Here is a 14,840-nt window from a genome sequence, read left to right on the forward strand (position 1 = left end):
GTGCCGTCCGGATGAAAAAATTATCGGTTGTCGATTCACTTAAATTTTGCGCTCGCCATGCCACATGCCCTGATTGTCGAAGACGATCCCAATAGCCTGTCCGGCCTGTCCGCGATCCTCGCCGCCGACAGCTTCTCCGTCGACACCGCCACGACGCTTGCCGAAGCGCGCGCCGCACTGACGCGCTTCATTCCCGACGTCGTACTGGTCGATCTGAATCTGCCCGACGGCAGCGGCCTCGACCTGTTGCAACATCTGCCCGCGCAGCCGCCCGGCGGCGCCTTGCCCGTCATCGTGATGACCGGCAACGCGACCGTCGAAAGTGCGATCGAAGGCCTGCGCCACGGCATCTGGGACTATCTGCTGAAGCCGGTCAATATTCCGCGTCTGCGCAGTCTGCTCGCGCGCATCCCCCGCCCTTACGAGCTGACCGAAGAAGTCCAGACGCTGCGCACGACATTGCGCCAGCTGGGCCGCTTCGGGCCGATGATCGGGCGCAGCGGCGCGATCCAGCATGTGTACGACGCGATCGAACAGCTCGCCCCAACCGAAGCCGCCGTGCTGATTTCCGGCGAAGCGGGCACCGGCAAGAGCGTCGCAGCACGCACGCTGCACGAGATGAGCCGGCGCCGTAAAGGTCCGTTCGTCGTATTCGATTGCCGGGCCGACATTGCTCCGGTAATCGGCGAAGGCGGCAACCGTTCGGTCGAAAGTCTGCTGCTCGGCCACGAGCGCGGCGCATTCAACGGTGCCGAACAGCGCGAACCCGGTCTGTTCGAACAGGCAAGCGGCGGCACACTCTACATCAACGAGATCGCCGAGTTGCCGCGCGAATTGCAGGAGGCCCTGCTACGCGCACTCGATTCGCAGACCTTCATGCGTGTCGGCGGGACCAACCAGGTGGTGACCGACTTCCGGTTGATCGCATCGACGCGCAAGCCGCCGCGCACGGCGATTGCGGACGGCTCGCTGCACGAAGACCTTGGCCTGCGCCTCGAAGCCGCTTCGCTGACGCTGCCGCCGCTGCGCGAACGCAGCGACGACCCGGCCCTGTTCGCCGAAGCACTCGTCGACGAGCTGAACCGTGCCGCGAACGCGCACGGTGTGGCGGATTCGACGCGTCTGGTGAGTCCGAACTTTATCCGCGAATGCCTTTCGTACGACTGGCCAGGCAACGTGCGCGAATTGCAGGAACGCGTACGACGTGCGTACCAGGCATCGGGTGACGTGCTCGATTCGTTGCGTGCCGACGAGTCCGGTGCGGCGGGCACACGCGATCTGAACGGTAGCCGTGTGCAGGTGACGGTCGGCACACCGCTCGCCGACGTCGAAGAAATGCTGATTCGCGCGACGCTCGATGCTGTCGGCGGTACGCGGCATCGCGCTGCTTCGCTGCTCGGTATCAGTCCGAAGACGCTCTACAACAAGCTGCAGCGGATGCGGTTGAATTGACCGTGGTTGATGGTCTGGCGGCGTGCGCATTGCACGTCGCCAGAGCTAGCATCCAGCGTCACTGCACTACGCCATCACGCTGCGCACCAGTGCCTGCGCCTGCTGATACTGCTGCTCCGTCGCGAGCTTGCTCCATTTGAGCGCCTTGCCGCGCGGACGCATGCGCTTCAGACGCCGCTGCGACGCTTTCGACGGCGTGAAGCGCAGCGCGTCGAGCACCTTCTCCGCTTCTGCGGGCTGATTGCAGATCAGCACCATGTCACAACCGGCTTCGAGCGCGGCGGTCGCGGCTTCGGTCAGCGAGCCGCCCTGGCGAGCCGCCTCCATCGACAGATCGTCGCTAAAAATCGCGCCAGGAAAACGCAGCTTGCCGCGCAGGATCTCCTGCAACCACACGCGCGAAAAACCAGCCGGCTTCGAGTCGACCTTCGAGTAGATCACATGCGCCGGAAGCACCGCCGTAAGCGCCAGACCGAGCCAGTCGTACGGCGCGACGTCGTCGCGCAGGATCGCTTCGAGCGGCCGGTCGTCGACCGGCATCGCGACGTGCGAATCGGCGTGCGCAAAGCCATGCCCCGGAAAGTGCTTGCCGCAATTCGCCATGCCGGCCAGCGCGAGCCCGTGATTCAGGCTCTTCGCCAGCATCGCGACGACACGCGGATCGCGATGGAACGCGCGATCGCCGATCACCTGCGACTGTCCGTAGTTCAGATCGAGCACCGGCGTGAAGCTCATGTCGATGTCGCACGCGCGCAGCTCCGCCGCGAGCACATAGCCGACAGCAGTCGCGACTTTCGTCGCGTGCAGCACGTCCTCGTCCCATAACTTGCCGAGCACACCCATCGCGGGCAGCACGGTAAATCCGTCGGTACGAAAACGCTGCACGCGACCGCCTTCGTGGTCGACGGCGATCAGCAGGTCTTCGCGCACTTCGCGAATCGCATGCGTGAGCGCACCGAGTTGCGCGCGGTTCTCGTAGTGACGGGCGAACAGGATCACGCCGCCGGTCATCGGGTGCGCGAGGCGGCGTTTGTCGTCGTCGGTCAGCGTCTTGCCGACCACGTCGAGCATCACCGGTCCAGGTGTGGTTTTCATCAGATAGGGCAACAGGAAAGCCAGAAAGAGAAAAGCGCGGCGAGCTTCGCCACGCTGTGTGAAATCATGCGTTCAATCGACAAGGGGACCGCTGGATGCAGCCGGCGCAGCGTTTTCCACCGCGGTCTCGGCGATCACGAACGACACCGCGTAGTCGTGCTCGTCGCTGATCGTCACGCGCGCCGTAATGCCGCGTGTGGCCAGCCATTCGGCGAGTTCACCAGAGGCCACGACGATGGGTTTGCCGCTCGGTTCGTTGAGCGTCTGCAGTGCGCGCCACGTCATCGGCCAGCGCATGCCGAGTCCGATCGCTTTCGAGAACGCTTCCTTCGCCGAAAAACGCGTGGCGAGGAACGCGAGGCCGCGTACCGCGGAACGCGCCGTGCGCGCGTGATAGATGCGCAGCTCGTCGGGTCCGAGCACCTTCTCGGCGAACCGTCCGTGCGTGCGCGTCATGACCGCCGCTACGCGGCTCACCTGAACGATGTCGGTACCGATGCCATAGATCGCCATATGCCGGGCGTCCGCGTGAACGCTACGCGCGCGCGGCGAGACGCGCGGCGACCATGATCGCCTTCATCTCGCGCACAGCGTTGTCCCAGCCCGCGAAGATCGCATGCGCGACGATCGCGTGGCCGATGTTCAATTCGACGATGCCTTCGATCGCCGCAATCGCTTGCACGTTGGTGTAATGCAGCCCATGCCCGGCATTGACCTTCAAGCCCAGCGATACACCGAGCTCGACGCCGCGCACTACCCGTTCGTACTCGCGCTGCTGTTCGCCTGCGTCGTGCGCTTCGGCGTATCGGCCGGTATGAAGTTCGACGACCGGTGCGCCGGCTTCGTGCGACGCGCGGATTTGCGCTTCGTCGGGATCGATGAACAGCGACACACGCGAGCCCACTTCGGCCAGTTGCTTGCAGGCCGCGCGCACCGACTCGAACTGACCGGCGACATCGAGACCGCCTTCGGTCGTCAGTTCCGCGCGCTTTTCGGGGACTAGGCACACGTCGTGCGGCTTCACACCGCAGGCGATGTCGAGCATCTCCTGGGTAATCGCGCATTCGAGATTCATGCGCGTCTTCAACAACGGACGCAGTGCATGGACATCCGCGTCGACGATATGCCGGCGGTCCTCGCGCAGATGCAGCGTGATCGCATCGGCGCCGGCCTCTTCGGCCATCAGTGCTGCACGGATTGGATCGGGGTACGAGGTGCCGCGCGCATTGCGCAGCGTAGCCACGTGATCGATGTTCACACCGAGGTCGATGGCGGTCGGCGAAGTAAGAAAGAAGCTCATAAGTTCTGCAGGTCGATCAGGATCTGGCGCGTCGCAAGCGGCGTGCCGCCAAGGTAGATATTCAACAGAAAGCGCATCAGCGTTTTGCTTTGCGCGACGGTCTGCGGGCGTTGGTAATCGTCGCGTTCCATGTCGAGCAAGGTCTGGCCCGCGATCACCGGCCATTGTGTGGGGAGATCGTCGGTGGCTTCGCGCACGCCGCGCTCCGGGTCGAACACGTAGCGGCCGTCGGCTTCGACGGCGCGCCGTGCAACGGTGCGATCGAGTGCGAGTGCGTAGCCGGTTTCGCGCAGCAGCACACGCTCGAACGAACGCAGCACCTGGACCGGCGGTTCGTCGTGCGCAAGACGCGTCATCGTCACGACATAGTGCTGGAACAGCTGCGGATGCGGGTCCTCACGCGCACAGAACTTGACCAGCAGTTCGTTGACGTAGAAGCCGCACAGCAGCGCATCGCCGGCCAGCGGCAACATGCCGCCGACCCATTCGGCACCGGTTAGCGTGCGGACTTCGCCCTTGCCGGACCACGACAGCGCCAGCGGCTGGAATGTCTGCAGCACGCCGCGCAGAGCCGAATGCGGCCGCTTCGCGCCTTTTGCGACGAGCGCGAGACGACCGTGATCGCGCGACAGCACATCGATGACGAGGCTCGTCTCGCGATAGGGATAGCTGTGCAGCACGAACGCGGGTTGCTCGGCGATCCGATATTCGGACGCGGCTGCGCGTGAGGAACGACGAACGGGAGTCTTGCGTGTGTCGCTACCGGTGGTGTCGGTAGCAGCGGTTGAATTTGCCGTACTACGCGCCCCTGCGGCCTTTTTCGTCTTGCGCGGCGCGCGTGCGGGTTCCGGCGCGGCCGGTTCAGTAGTGTCCGGGTCCGCGTCGGATGGCAGTGTCATCCATGCGTCATTCGTACCCATACGCACGAAGCCCTGCTTCGTTGTCGGCCCAGCCGCTCTTCACCTTGATGAAGGTTTCGAGGTACACCGGGCCGTCGAACAGCTTTTCCATATCGACGCGGGCGTCGGTGCTGATCTGTTTGAGCTTCGCGCCCTTCTGGCCGATGATCATCGCCTTGTGACCGTCGCGCTCGACCATGATCGTCGCGAAGATGCGACGCAGCCGGCCTTCGGTTTCGAACTTCTCGATCACTACCGTGCTCGTGTACGGCAGTTCGTCGCCGGTCCAGCGGAACACCTTTTCGCGCAGGATTTCCGCAGCCAGGAAGCGTTCGCTGCGATCGGTCAGTTCGTCTTCGCCGTAGATCGGATCGCCTTCCGGCAGATACGGCCGGACGGTCGTCATCAGACGCTTGATGTCGTCGAGGTTCTTCGCCGACAGCGGCACGATCTCCTTGAACTCGCGCAACGCGCTCACCTGCTGCATGAACGGGAACAGCGTGGCCTTGTCCGTCACGCGGTCGAGCTTGTTCGCGACCAGCAGCGTCGGCGCCGAAGCGGGAATCAGATCGAGTACTTTCTGGTCGTCGGGCCCGAAGCGGCCCGCTTCGATCACGAACAGCACCGCGTCGACCGACGTGAGCGTCGAAGTCACCGCGCGATTCAGAGACCGGTTCAGCGCACCGCTATGTTGCGTCTGAAAGCCGGGTGTATCGACGAAGATGTACTGCGCGTCGTCGAGCGTGTGGATGCCGGTGATGCGGTGACGCGTCGTCTGCGCCTTGCGCGACGTAATGCTGACTTTCTGGCCGACGAGCGCGTTCATCAGCGTCGACTTGCCGACATTCGGACGGCCAACGATCGCGACCATGCCGCAACGAAAACCAGAGGGAGTGGGAGCGTTCATATTCGGGTTACCGCAAGTTCAGTGGGAGGCGGCGTGCGACGCACGCCGCGTCATCGGGCATCGGTCGATCAATGGCCGGCATCGGCGACGCGCGGCAGCGGCACGTCGGCGGGACCGGGTTCGAGTGCGGCTGCGGTTTCAGCGGCGGCGGACTCCGCCGGTGCGTCCTGGGCCGGGTCGCGGCCATTGCGATGCGCTACCGGCTTGTCGACGCCGCGGAGTGCTGCGTCGGCCTTCTCGGTAGTTTTATCAGTGGCTTTTTCGGTGGCTTTTTCCGGCGACTTTTCGAGCGCGCGGACGGCGACCGCGTTGTCTGTTTTGGCGGCGTTGTCTGTCTTGTCCGCACGCTCGGCCTTTTCGCGGTCCGGGCGCTCGGTTTTGTCCTTATCCGCCGACGGTGCCTGGCTATATTCGACGTGCGCAGCGCGGATCACGGCCAGCGGTGCTGGAGCCGGGGCCGGCGCTGCCTGTGCGGGAACGGGCCGCTCAGCGGTAGTTTCGACCGCCACCGGCTTCGGCTCGCTGCGCGCCGCCCGCTCGCTCTTGCGATCGGGTGCACGCAGATCGAGTGCCGTTTGCACGCCAGTCACGCCTGGAACGATCTCCGGCTCGGCATGTTTCGCCGTTCGCGCCCCCTTCGAGCGCCGCGGCTTCGCCACCACGGCCGGCGCGGCAGCCATCACCTCGTCGAGCGCTTTTTTGGCCGCAGCCTGCTCGGCAGCCCGGCGGCTCGCGCCCGATCCCGACACCTTCACATCCAGCTTGGGCACCGTACACTCGACCTCGAACTGCTGATTGTGCGCCGCACCATGCGTCGCAACCACGGTATACGTGGGCAACGGCAGCTTGTGACCCTGCAGATACTCCTGCAGCAGTGTCTTGGAATCCTTGCCCAGCGTGCGGGGATCGATGTGATCGAGGATCGGCACATACAGGCGCTTGATCACCGTCTGTGCGGCCTCAAAACCGCCATCGAGGAAGATCGCCCCAAGAATCGCCTCGAGCGTGTCAGCAAGGATAGACGGACGGCGGAAGCCGCCGCTACGCAATTCGCCCTCGCCGAGCCGCAATTCGTCGGAAATATTGAGGGCCTGAGCTATTTCGTACAGCGACTGCTGTTTGACCAGGTTGGCGCGGACACGTGACAGATCGCCTTCGTCCAGTTTGCTGAAACGCTGGAACAAAAGTGCGGCTACCGCGCAATTCAGAACGGAATCGCCGAGAAATTCGAGCCGTTCGTTATGCGTGGCACTGTGACTGCGGTGTGTCAAAGCCTGGCGCAACAATTCCGCATTGCGAAATTCGTAGCGCAAACGGCTTTCCAACTGAGATGAGGGCATGTGCAGAGTATAACGCGGGCGCCTCGCCCGGCGGGAACGCGGGACGACCGACGAAAAACCGTCGCGTAGCGACGTTACCGCACGTTCTTAAAGTAGCGTGAGAACACGCCGCAGGTCATGCGACGTGTTTACGTGAGCTCAAGCGAGGCAGAATGCGCGCGCAGTTGTCGCGCGATCAGTGGAAGAAGCCGATGCGTTTCAGGTTGCTGAAATTCATCCAGATGAAGAACGCGCGACCCACGATGTTCTGATCGGGAGCGAAGCCCCAGTAGCGACTGTCCGCACTGTTATCGCGGTTGTCGCCCATCATGAAGTAGTTACCGGGCGGCACCTTGCAGATCACGCCGCGCGAGTTGTACTGACAGTTGTCGCGATACGGATAATCTTCGGCACCGACGATGAATGGCGGCACTGCAGGATTGTTCAGAATCGCGTTCTTGCGGCCATCGATGTCTTCTTCGAACTGCTTCGCATAACCGATGCGCTCTTCGTCGAAGTAATCGGGCAGCGCGGTTTCGGGCACGGGCTTGCCGTTGATCGTCAGTTGCTTGTCCTGGTACGCGACGACGTCGCCGGGCAGGCCGATCACGCGTTTGATGTAGTCGACCGATTCGTCTTTCGGATAGCGGAACACGACCACGTCGCCGCGTTGCAACGGGTTGCCCTGCGTGATCTTCGTGTTGACGATCGGCAGGCGGATACCGTAGTCGAACTTGTTGACGAGGATGAAATCGCCCACCAGCAAGGTCGGCACCATCGATCCCGACGGGATCTTGAAAGGTTCGACTACAAACGAGCGCACGACGAACACCACCAGAATGACCGGGAAAAAGCTCGCCGAATACTCGAGCCACCACGGCTGCCGAAGCTTCTCGTCACGCAGGCGGGCGCGCGTTTGCGGCGCGTTCTCGTCGGCGAAGCGCTCGCCTACGCGCGTCTGCTGGCGGTCGAACTCGGCGACTGCCGCGTCCGCCGCGCGCCGCCGTTGCGGCACGAAAATCAGTTTGTCTGCGACCCATGCAATTCCCGTCAAGACGACGAGCACAAAAAGAATCAGCGCAAAATTCATACGGGGTTCCAGTTATCGGATTTGTTTTTGTCGGGCGGTTACTTGTCTTCGACGCGCAGGATAGCAAGGAAAGCTTCCTGCGGGATTTCAACGGAGCCGACCTGCTTCATCCGCTTCTTGCCTTCTTTCTGCTTTTCGAGCAGCTTCTTCTTACGCGAGATGTCGCCACCGTAGCACTTCGCCAGCACGTTCTTGCGCAGCGCCTTGATGTTCTCGCGCGAAATGATGTGCGCGCCGATCGCGGCCTGGATTGCGACGTCGTACATTTGACGCGGGATGATTTCGCGCATCTTCGCCGCAACTTCGCGGCCGCGATACTGCGACTGCGAGCGGTGCACGATCACCGACAGCGCATCGACCTTATCGCCGTTAATCAGCATGTCGACCTTCACGACATCCGACGCGCGATTTTCCTTGAACTCGTAATCCATCGACGCATAGCCGCGCGACACCGACTTCAACCGGTCGAAGAAGTCGAGCACGATTTCCGCCATCGGGATCTCGTACGTGAGCTGGACCTGACGGCCGTGATACTGCATGTTGATCTGGCTGCCGCGCTTTTGCGTGCACAGCGTGATCACCGAGCCGACATATTCCTGCGGCATATACAGGTTCACGGTGACGATCGGCTCGCGAATCTCTTCGATTCTCGACGGATCGGGCATTTTCGCGGGGTTCTCGACGCTGATCGTCGAACCGTCCTGCAGCAAGACCTCGTAGACGACCGTCGGCGCAGTCGTGATCAGGTCCATGTCGAACTCGCGCTCGAGCCGTTCCTGCACGATCTCCATGTGCAGCAAGCCAAGGAAACCGCAGCGGAAACCGAAACCGAGTGCCTGCGACACTTCAGGCTCGTATTGCAGCGAGGCGTCGTTGAGCTTCAGTTTTTCCAGCGATTCGCGCAGTGCGTCGTACTGATTCGCCTCGACCGGATACAGCCCGGCGAACACCTGTGGCTTGACTTCCTTGAAGCCGGGCAGTGGCTCTGCTGCGGGTTTTGCGACATGCGTAATGGTGTCGCCGACCTTCGTGACCGCCAGTTCCTTGATGCCCGCAATGATGAAACCCACCTGACCCGCGGACAGCGCATCGAGATTCTTCGACTTCGGCGTGAACACGCCGGTGTGCTCGACCGGATACTGCGCGCCGGCCGCCATCATCTTGATACGGTCCTTCGGACGCACCGTACCGTTGACGATGCGCACCAGCATCACGACGCCGACGTAGTTGTCGAACCAGGAATCGATGATCAACGCCTGCAGCGGCGCGTTCGGATCGCCCTTCGGAGGAGGTACCTTGATGATCAGCGCCTCGAGCACATCCTCGACGCCTAATCCGGTTTTCGCGCTGCAATGCGTGGCATCTGTAGCGTCGATGCCGATCACGTCTTCAATTTCGGAAATCGCGTTTTCGGGATCTGCTGCCGGCAAATCGATCTTGTTCAGAACCGGCACGACTTCGACACCGAGTTCGATCGCCGTGTAGCAGTTCGCCACGGTTTGCGCTTCGACGCCCTGGCTCGCATCGACGACCAGCAGCGCGCCTTCGCAGGCGGACAACGAACGGCTCACTTCGTACGAGAAGTCGACGTGCCCAGGCGTGTCGATCAGATTGAGGTTGTAGGTCTCGCCATTGCGTGCGCGATACGACAACGCAGCGGTCTGCGCCTTGATGGTGATGCCCCGTTCGCGTTCGAGATCCATCGAATCGAGCACCTGGGATTCCATTTCGCGGTCGGACAGACCGCCGCACAGCTGGATGATGCGATCGGCGAGCGTCGACTTGCCATGGTCGATGTGCGCAATGATCGAGAAATTACGAATATGATCCATTCAGTACCGATCAAGCAAAAAAGGCGCGCCCGGACGGTTGCGGAGCACGCCTTGTAAGTAGGTGAAAAACTTATCTATTTTAGCCGAAAAGGGGGTCGCCCGGCAGGATTTAGGCTGGCCGGACCGGGCTGGCGCCTCTCGCAGCCAGCGCCGCACGCACGCGCGCTTCGTCGAGATGGTAATGACATAGCTCGACGCCATCGCAAACCAGCACCGGCACCCATTCGTTAAAACGCGTTTCGAGCGCCGGATCGGCGTCGATATCGATCACCTCGACCTGCGCGCCGAACTCCGCGAGCAAGGGTTCGAGTGCGGCCAGCATGTCATCGCAGAGGTGGCACCACCCGCGCCCATAGAGCGTGAGCGGTGCCGCCGTCATCATTTCTGTCCAGCCGCGCGCGGGCGGATAGGCACGAACTGCGTGTTGTCGCCTCGCCTGACCAGCAACGCGACCATCTTCTGCGGATCGAGATGCGACGTTACGTCGTCGAACTGCTTGGCACCGGTGATATCCGTATCGCCGACCCGCAGGATGATATCGCCGCGTTGCAGTCCGACTCGCACCGCGGGACCATCGACGGCGTCGACCTGCACACCGTTGTTGAGCTTCAGCGTTTTCAGTTGATCGGCAGACAGGTCGCTCACGGCGATGCCGAGCGCATTCGATGCACGGGGCTTCGCCGGCGTCGGCTTCTTCTGATCGGTCTTGGCGACCTTGTCGGTCTGCATTTCGGCGATCGTGATCGGCAGATCGCGCGTCTGGCCCTTACGCCACACGGTGATCGTCGCCTTCGAGCCCGGCTTCGTATCGCCGACCATGCGCGGCAGATCGGTGGCGGTATCGACCGAATGGCCGTTGAACTTCAGGATGATATCGCCTGGCTGCACGCCGGCCTTGTCGGCCGGTCCGCCCGGCTCGACGCTGCTGACCAGTGCGCCTTGAGCTTTCGGCAGGCCGAGCGAATCGGCGACGTCTTTGGTCACCTCGCCGATCGCAACCGCGATGCGGCCACGCGTGACCTTGCCGGTCGTCTTCAGCTGATCGGCGACCCGCATGGCTTCGTCGATCGGAATCGCAAACGAAATCCCCATGAAGCCGCCGGTCCGGCTGTAAATCTGCGAGTTGATGCCGATCACTTCGCCCTGCATGTTGATCAGCGGACCGCCCGAGTTGCCTGGATTGACCGCCACGTCGGTCTGGATGAACGGCAGGTAGTCGCCGGTGTCGCGCCCTTTCGCGCTCACAATGCCGGCCGTCACCGTGTTCTCGAGCCCGAACGGCGAACCGATCGCAACCACCCACTCGCCGACGCGCACCTTGTTCGAATCGCCGATCGTCACCGTCGGGAGATTCGCGGCGCTGATCTTGACGACGGCGACATCGGTGCGATCGTCGACACCGATCAGCTTTGCCTTGAACTCGCGCTTGTCGGTGAGCGTCACGTAAATCGTGTCGGCATCGTCGACCACGTGGGCGTTCGTCATCACGTAGCCATCCTGCGACAGGATGAAGCCCGAACCGACGCCGCTGCTTTGTTCGCTGTCGCTGCCGCTGTCGGGCGTGTCCTGGCTGCCGCCACTGCCGCCGCTATCGCCGCCGTTACTACCTCGGCCGCTGCCGCCGCCGTTACCACCGCCGTTGCCACCATTGCCGCCGTTATTACCGCCGCCGCGCGGCGTACCTTGCGGTCCCTGCGGCAGGGGAATGCCAAAGAAACGGCGGAAGAACTCGGACATGTCGCCATCGTCGAGCCCCGGCGGAAGGCCGCGCATCGTGCTCGAGCTTGAGACTTTGGTCGTCGTGCGGATGTTGACAACGGCGGGACCGACCTTGTCGACGAGATCGGTAAAGTCGGGAAGACTGGCCGCGGGCGCTGCTGCAGACGCCGTATGCGGCACGAACGGCAGGCAAACAGCTACCGCTGCGGCCGCGAGGAATTTGCGCACCGGGAAAGTCGTCATATCGTAGCGAGCCGAAGGATTTACTTGGGAGCTTTGTATTCTATGGCAGACGCAAATTGCTGCAACGTGGCCTGAGGCACTTCCCCAAGCACGGTGACCCAGAAATCGCCATGACGCTTCACTAGCACATGGGTCGCACCGTTGCTGCCTGCGCCTTCTTTACGCGTGTTCTTCTCGACTGGCTCGATAAAAATCGAAATCGCCGCCAGGCCATCGGAGAATACAGCCTGATCCACCGGAATGGGGGGATCACCTGCATCGCGCGCGGCCATCGGGCGGCGCAGCTCGCGAATCTTGCGGAAACCGGGCACCGTCGGCTCGAACTTCCAGCCTTGCGCTTCCATGTCGACCGGCTCGAGCGGCGGCCGTACCACCGTCCAACCCGCTGTGTTGCGAATGCCGTTGACGATACCGGCCTTGTCGACCGGCACACCGATGCGGATCTGTGTGAACGACAGCTGTTCGAGCACCTGGCCGCTCGCATCGAGCGTTTGCGCCCGTAGCAGCAGACCCGTCTTCGTATCGGCCCACAGCTTGTAGGCGAAGCGCAGCGCGTCCTTCGGGTCCAGTTCGATCACCTGACTGTCGATCCCGGCCACGCGATCGCTGCCGAGCAGCTTCGGCTCGTACACGGTCAGGACCTGATCGCTGCTCGCGGACAGCAGCGCCGGGAAGGAATCCTTGTTCTGCCGCTTTTCGACGACGCAAAGATGGCGCTCGGGGATGAACGTATACAGATCGTCGTTATGCCGCAGCATCTTGCGCGGCTTGCCGTCGAGACTTTCGAGCTGTTCGAATTCGCCGTCGCCACGCGTTGCGTAATGGGCAATCCGCGACGACTGCACGTACGCGCCGCGCTGATAGACGAACGCGCCTTCGTAGTTCTGTTGCTGGGCAGCCTCGTGGATCCGGTTGAGCAGTTCCGCCGCCGTGCGACGCACGACGAGCGGATCGTCGGATTGCGCAAAGACGCGCGGCGTTGCGGATAACAACACGGCTGCACAGAACAGAAGTACCGGCAGCCGCCCCAAGATAGTCGTTTTATTCAACCGCAGCGTCTGCATCAGACTATTGGCCTTGCGTGGTCACGGCAGCGCGAATCAGCGGCATGGTGTCGGACATGACCGGTTGTTGCGCGAATTGCTGGTGAGCTTCCAGATATTGATCGAGACGGGCGTCGCGAATGATGTTCGCGTCCTGTGCGACCGGCTGCACGGTAGCGGCGGGCATCGAGGCCATCGCGACACGTTGCACCGACGAATCGCCACGCGACGACAGCGCAGCGACCTGAGTTGCCCCCGGACCGCCGGACACGCCCTGCAGTTGCGGCACGACGATCCACGTCAGCGTGGCAGCCGCGGCGGCGACCGCAAACGCCGGCATGACACGCCGACGCAGCGCCAGCAGACGGCGCGCGACCGGCATCGCAGCGGGCGCGAGCACGTGCGGCTCGCTCTCGAGACGCGCGGCAAAACCGCTGAGAAACGCACTGCTCGCCGCCGGGCTGATCGCCAGATCGTCGGAACGCATGGCGTCGCCGATCAGGTGATAGCGCGACCACGTAGCGCGATCCTCATGATTCAATTCGGAAAAAAACCTGTTCAGATGCTCGTCGCCGAACAACTCGCCGTCGACAACTGCGGATAGACGCTCGCCGCGCGAGCTTGCTTGCGATTGCATCGAGACCGACCCCATGACGCTCCCCATCTTGCTGACACCCCGTAGTGACACCACCTAACCCAGATATTGCGCCCTGCCCCGTAACGTTGCCGGTTCATTTACCAGCGTTTGCCTTCGGGTGTGTCCAGCAACGGACGCAATTTTGCCGCAATGGCTTCGCGAGCGCGAAAAATTCGCGATCTGACGGTCCCGATCGGGCAACCCATCATGTCGGCGATTTCTTCGTAGCTCAAACCCTCAATTTCACGAAGAGTAATGGCGGTGCGCAACTCTTCCGGCAAAACCGCCATCGCAGCGTTGACCGTCTCAGCGATCTGCTTGCTCATCAACATCGACTCAGGCGTGTTGATATCCCTTAGTTGGTCGGCATCCGAGAAAGTTTCAGCTTCTTCAGCATCCGCTTCGGTCGATGTCGGTGCCCGCCGGCCCTGGGTGGCAAGGTAGTTCTTTGCCGTGTTGACCGCAATCCGGTACAACCACGTATAGAACGCCGATTCGCCGCGAAACTGCGGCAACGCCCGGTACGCCTTGATGAAGGCGTCCTGAGCCACGTCCTCGACCTCGGCGGGATCCCGCACGAGGCGCGAAATCAGCCGGATGATCTTGCGGTGGTATTTGGTGACCAGAAGCTCGAATGCGGCCTTGTCGCCCTTCTGGACGCGCTCGACCAGCACCTGATCAATTTCTTTTTCGCTCACCTGATAAATCCGTTTAACGGTATGGGCTGCATGGCGGGGCACCATTGTAGCGTCCCCATCAATACGTCACGCAGCCGGGGGAACAGCGGTTACGTCCGTTACAGTCGGGCGCCCGCGCCGCGCCGACCAAGTACGGCCAGTTCGCGAAACACGCCGCCCGGCAAGGCGTCGGCCGCAAGCAGCAACGGGTGGGAGCGCCCGTCGTCGCCGACGAGCACAAGCATCAGAAGCCGGCCGGTCCATTGTGAACAACCCGCGACACGGCCCTGACAGAGCAGTGTTCCCCGGCGATTCCAGACGATGAGGCTATCCGGCCCGATTTTCAGCATGCCGGGCGCACCGCGATCCTGCCGCACACCGGCAATTGCCAGCGCAGCCAGTACCACGAGCGCGAACACGATAGCGTGCCAACCGCCGACACGCGGCTCGAAGGTCGTAAAAACCGCGACCGCGGCAATCACGATGAAACCGCTGACAGCCGCGCGCAACGCTACGGACGGCCTCAGCGCGACTGGCTGAGACCGTCCGTCGACGGATTTCGTTCCGGGCAACCCGTGAGCAGGTGCTGGATAAGCCGGTGCGGGCTGGGGCGTCAAGCAGTCATGC

The 14,840-nt window shown here is 62.6% G+C and carries 15 protein-coding genes; 1 reads left to right on the plus strand and 14 read right to left on the minus strand.

Translation table 11 applies throughout. The features are described from left to right. The first annotated feature begins 57 nt into the window (after nt 1–57). Nucleotides 58–1,452, plus strand: coding sequence for a sigma-54-dependent transcriptional regulator (locus FNZ07_RS27430; RefSeq protein ID WP_091011592.1), 1,395 nt, complete (start codon nt 58–60; stop codon nt 1,450–1,452). A gap of 66 nt (nt 1,453–1,518) precedes the next feature. On the opposite strand, the gene nagZ is transcribed toward FNZ07_RS27430, so the two are convergent. From nagZ to FNZ07_RS27500, 14 genes are all read right to left on the minus strand, one after another. Beyond that, complete coding sequence (gene nagZ / locus FNZ07_RS27435) at nt 1,519–2,547, minus strand: beta-N-acetylhexosaminidase (protein WP_091011657.1); 1,029 nt, start codon at nt 2,545–2,547, stop codon at nt 1,519–1,521. 72 nt (nt 2,548–2,619) lie between these two features. Beyond that, nucleotides 2,620–3,060: a holo-ACP synthase gene (acpS, locus tag FNZ07_RS27440; RefSeq protein ID WP_091011591.1), complete on the minus strand. Its 441-nt coding sequence runs from the start codon at nt 3,058–3,060 to the stop codon at nt 2,620–2,622. A gap of 22 nt (nt 3,061–3,082) precedes the next feature. Beyond that, nucleotides 3,083–3,847, minus strand: coding sequence for a pyridoxine 5'-phosphate synthase (gene pdxJ, locus FNZ07_RS27445; RefSeq protein WP_091011590.1), 765 nt, complete (start codon nt 3,845–3,847; stop codon nt 3,083–3,085). Continuing rightward, a complete protein-coding gene (gene recO / locus FNZ07_RS27450) occupies nt 3,844–4,767 on the minus strand; it encodes a DNA repair protein RecO (RefSeq protein ID WP_091011589.1) in 924 nt (307 codons plus the stop codon). Before recO ends, pdxJ begins: the two co-directional genes overlap by 4 nt. Beyond that, nucleotides 4,754–5,653, minus strand: coding sequence for a GTPase Era (gene era, locus FNZ07_RS27455; protein ID WP_091011588.1), 900 nt, complete (start codon nt 5,651–5,653; stop codon nt 4,754–4,756). Before era ends, recO begins: the two co-directional genes overlap by 14 nt. Nucleotides 5,654–5,721: 68 nt before the next feature. Continuing rightward, a complete protein-coding gene (rnc, locus tag FNZ07_RS27460) occupies nt 5,722–6,993 on the minus strand; it encodes a ribonuclease III (RefSeq protein WP_091011587.1) in 1,272 nt (423 codons plus the stop codon). A 175-nt stretch (nt 6,994–7,168) separates the two neighbouring features. Next, nucleotides 7,169–8,062: a signal peptidase I gene (gene lepB / locus FNZ07_RS27465; RefSeq protein ID WP_091011586.1), complete on the minus strand. Its 894-nt coding sequence runs from the start codon at nt 8,060–8,062 to the stop codon at nt 7,169–7,171. Between the two features lie 38 nt (nt 8,063–8,100). Further along, nucleotides 8,101–9,894: a translation elongation factor 4 gene (gene lepA / locus FNZ07_RS27470; RefSeq protein WP_091011585.1), complete on the minus strand. Its 1,794-nt coding sequence runs from the start codon at nt 9,892–9,894 to the stop codon at nt 8,101–8,103. A gap of 109 nt (nt 9,895–10,003) precedes the next feature. Beyond that, a complete protein-coding gene (locus FNZ07_RS27475; RefSeq protein ID WP_091011584.1) occupies nt 10,004–10,276 on the minus strand; it encodes a glutaredoxin family protein in 273 nt (90 codons plus the stop codon). Beyond that, entirely contained in the window at nt 10,273–11,856 is a 1,584-nt protein-coding gene (locus tag FNZ07_RS27480; RefSeq protein ID WP_091011583.1) for a DegQ family serine endoprotease, read from the minus strand. The genes FNZ07_RS27475 and FNZ07_RS27480 overlap by 4 nt, the downstream gene beginning before the upstream one ends. Nucleotides 11,857–11,876: 20 nt before the next feature. Continuing rightward, nucleotides 11,877–12,920, minus strand: coding sequence for a MucB/RseB C-terminal domain-containing protein (locus FNZ07_RS27485; RefSeq protein ID WP_091011582.1), 1,044 nt, complete (start codon nt 12,918–12,920; stop codon nt 11,877–11,879). A gap of 4 nt (nt 12,921–12,924) precedes the next feature. Next, complete coding sequence (locus FNZ07_RS27490; RefSeq protein WP_091011581.1) at nt 12,925–13,551, minus strand: sigma-E factor negative regulatory protein; 627 nt, start codon at nt 13,549–13,551, stop codon at nt 12,925–12,927. Between the two features lie 83 nt (nt 13,552–13,634). Beyond that, nucleotides 13,635–14,234, minus strand: a complete 600-nt coding sequence (rpoE, locus tag FNZ07_RS27495; RefSeq protein ID WP_091011580.1) for an RNA polymerase sigma factor RpoE — start codon at nt 14,232–14,234, stop codon at nt 13,635–13,637. Between the two features lie 98 nt (nt 14,235–14,332). Continuing rightward, nucleotides 14,333–14,830, minus strand: a complete 498-nt coding sequence (locus FNZ07_RS27500; protein WP_245811463.1) for a protein YgfX — start codon at nt 14,828–14,830, stop codon at nt 14,333–14,335. Nucleotides 14,831–14,840 lie beyond the last annotated feature (10 nt).

The organism is Paraburkholderia megapolitana (assembly GCF_007556815.1).
Classification (GTDB): Bacteria; Pseudomonadota; Gammaproteobacteria; order Burkholderiales; family Burkholderiaceae; genus Paraburkholderia; species Paraburkholderia megapolitana.